The 2,151-nt window shown below is 38.3% G+C and carries 4 protein-coding genes; 2 read left to right on the forward strand and 2 right to left on the reverse strand.

Annotation, left to right across the window (positions count from 1 at the left end; all coding sequences use genetic code 11):
- The first annotated feature begins 491 nt into the window (after positions 1-491).
- Together ACFXI4_RS44540 and ACFXI4_RS44545 are read left to right on the forward strand one after the other, a co-directional pair.
- Entirely contained in the window at positions 492-713 is a 222-nt protein-coding gene (locus tag ACFXI4_RS44540) for a hypothetical protein (protein ID WP_002299940.1), read from the forward strand.
- A complete protein-coding gene (locus tag ACFXI4_RS44545) occupies positions 714-971 on the forward strand; it encodes a hypothetical protein (protein WP_002377879.1) in 258 nt (85 codons plus the stop codon).
- A 135-nt stretch (positions 972-1,106) separates the two neighbouring features.
- Here ACFXI4_RS44545 and ACFXI4_RS44550 read toward each other — a convergent pair whose 3' ends face one another.
- The gene (locus ACFXI4_RS44550) at positions 1,107-1,709 is read right to left on the reverse strand and encodes a replication protein (protein ID WP_010729575.1); all 603 of its coding nucleotides are present in this window, start codon (positions 1,707-1,709) and stop codon (positions 1,107-1,109) included.
- A gap of 66 nt (positions 1,710-1,775) precedes the next feature.
- Complete coding sequence (locus ACFXI4_RS44555) at positions 1,776-1,931, reverse strand: CopG family transcriptional regulator (protein ID WP_002299939.1); 156 nt, start codon at positions 1,929-1,931, stop codon at positions 1,776-1,778.
- Positions 1,932-2,151: the final 220 nt, after the last annotated feature.

A 2,151-nucleotide genomic window follows, 5' to 3' on the forward strand; every position in this document is an offset into this window, starting at 1 on the left:
AAAAAAAACGCTGAAACCCTTGGGAGAGTAAGGCTAAACAGCTATCGACCAATGACCAATGACCAATAAGGGGGGTGTCGTAGTCCCCCCCTCCTCCGCCCAATTCATAAACACCAAAACCAAAAAACAAACCTCAGGGCTCCGCCCCGAACCCCGACCTCCTTCTACCGAAATATATGCAGGCGCCACGCTTACTATTTCGTTCAGCTATCGGCTTTTGCAATCTAACACGACCGTTTCGCTACCAGTCGCCTTACAGGCTCCATTCTCGCTTCTCTTACGTGTTTTAACGATTGCGCCGATAACTAAACGAAATAGACGCTAAATCGCTTAAAACGCAAAATAGACCCTTTTTAGAGCATTGATTTTTTCTACTAGTCATTTCGATAATATAAAATTGACCACAACACAGAAAACTTATATTATAAGCTTATGTCGTAAGTCCGACGTACTCACGTAATATAGACGGACGTTAAATGGAAGGAGCATAAATGAGAGTGATAAAATCAGAAAAATTCACTTTGGCCGAAATTATGACGACCAGCGAACTTGCACAAGAACTTGATTACAACCAAGCTTACGTTTTGCGCTTAGCGAAAGAACATCTGACTGAAGGAAAAGAATATCGCTCTGCCGGTAGAAGAAACTATCTTTTCAGCCCAGAAGCCCTTAAAAAACTAGAAAAAGTCATAACCACCAAAGAAGGTGAGTAAATGCCTAAAGAAACAACTATCAACGTTGAACAACTAGAAAAATTGCTAGAATCATATTCCAATGATTTTATCGAATTGACCGGCGGAAAAGTCGAAGAAACCACCGACCTCTTTGACCTACTTCTCACAAATATTCTGGAATTAAACTCTGAAGAACAAAAAGAGCATAAGGGAAAACTGATAGCACCTTCCTACAGGAAGGCGGCTAAGTCGGCTGTGCCAACTGGTTTTCTTACAAAACAACCTTATATTTTTTGATATCACAAAAAAATCCATTTTGGACCTATTTTCGGTCATAATATAGTACCTACTTTTGGTCATAGTTTCGTCCGTAGTTTTGGTCATAGTGACTAAGACTTTCACGCACAAAAAAAGAGCTGAAATTAACAGCTCTTATCCTTTATTTATTTTTGAATTTACACTTCCACCATGACGATTCGATTTTATATATTGCCCGATAATATAAGCTGAATTATCACAAAGAAGCGGAAACCAATCATCAAATCTTTCTGACATTGCATAGTCAATTAAATCTTTGATTTCAGTGATATTCTTAGAATCAACAAACGACATCATCTCTCTAATCAACTCATATCGTTCTGCACTCGTTACTGACAAATAACTAGCAATTTCTGCACCACCATGAGCGATAATATCACTTTTAGCATATTGAAATTTTTCTGGATTATCCATATGAGCAAAATATCGCACCATACCTTTTGCATTAGCACATTTTTGCGGGTTTGGAGACCGAATCTTTTGAGTTATCTCACGTATTTGATCATACGTCTTTTTACCGCTAAACATTATCAAAACATGCCAATGAGGCTTTTTCAATTCACCGTCAGGATTCACATCTTTATCATGAAGTGGACTCTCAACCCAAGGAACATGTAACTCATCTAAAAACTCCCTCCAATTTTCAGGAGCCGATTCAGGATAGACTACAAACGTCCAATTCCTTGTGCGTTCATCTTTAGTTTTTCTACTCGTCATGCTATAATCACCTTAATTGAACAACAGTCTAACAGCAAAAGCAGTGCGCCAACACTAATGCTTTTGCTATTTTTTTTGCTCATTTTCCTTTCCGTTAGCATTAACCCAAATTGTAATAAGACCAGACTTACTAAGACCCATTTGTTTCGCAATTTTATCAAGATTATCTGCCACTTCCTTAGTAAGCGTTACAACGACTCTCTTTTTTTCATTACTGATCATAATTCGTATCCTCCAACGACTTTTTCTTAAAAACCATAGTAACAAAAAAGTAACTAAGGTGCAACAGTTTAGATACTAATTAGCGAATAATAGGCCTTAAACCCTTGGCATTACTGATTTTGTCAAAAAAAAACGCTGAAACCCTTGGGAGAGTAAGGCTAAACAGCTATCGACCAATGACCAATGACCAATAAGGGGGGTGTCGTAGTCCCCCCCTCCT

Source organism: Streptomyces sp. NPDC059224 (assembly GCF_042754285.1).
In the GTDB taxonomy this organism is placed as follows: domain Bacteria; phylum Actinomycetota; class Actinomycetes; order Streptomycetales; family Streptomycetaceae; genus Streptomyces.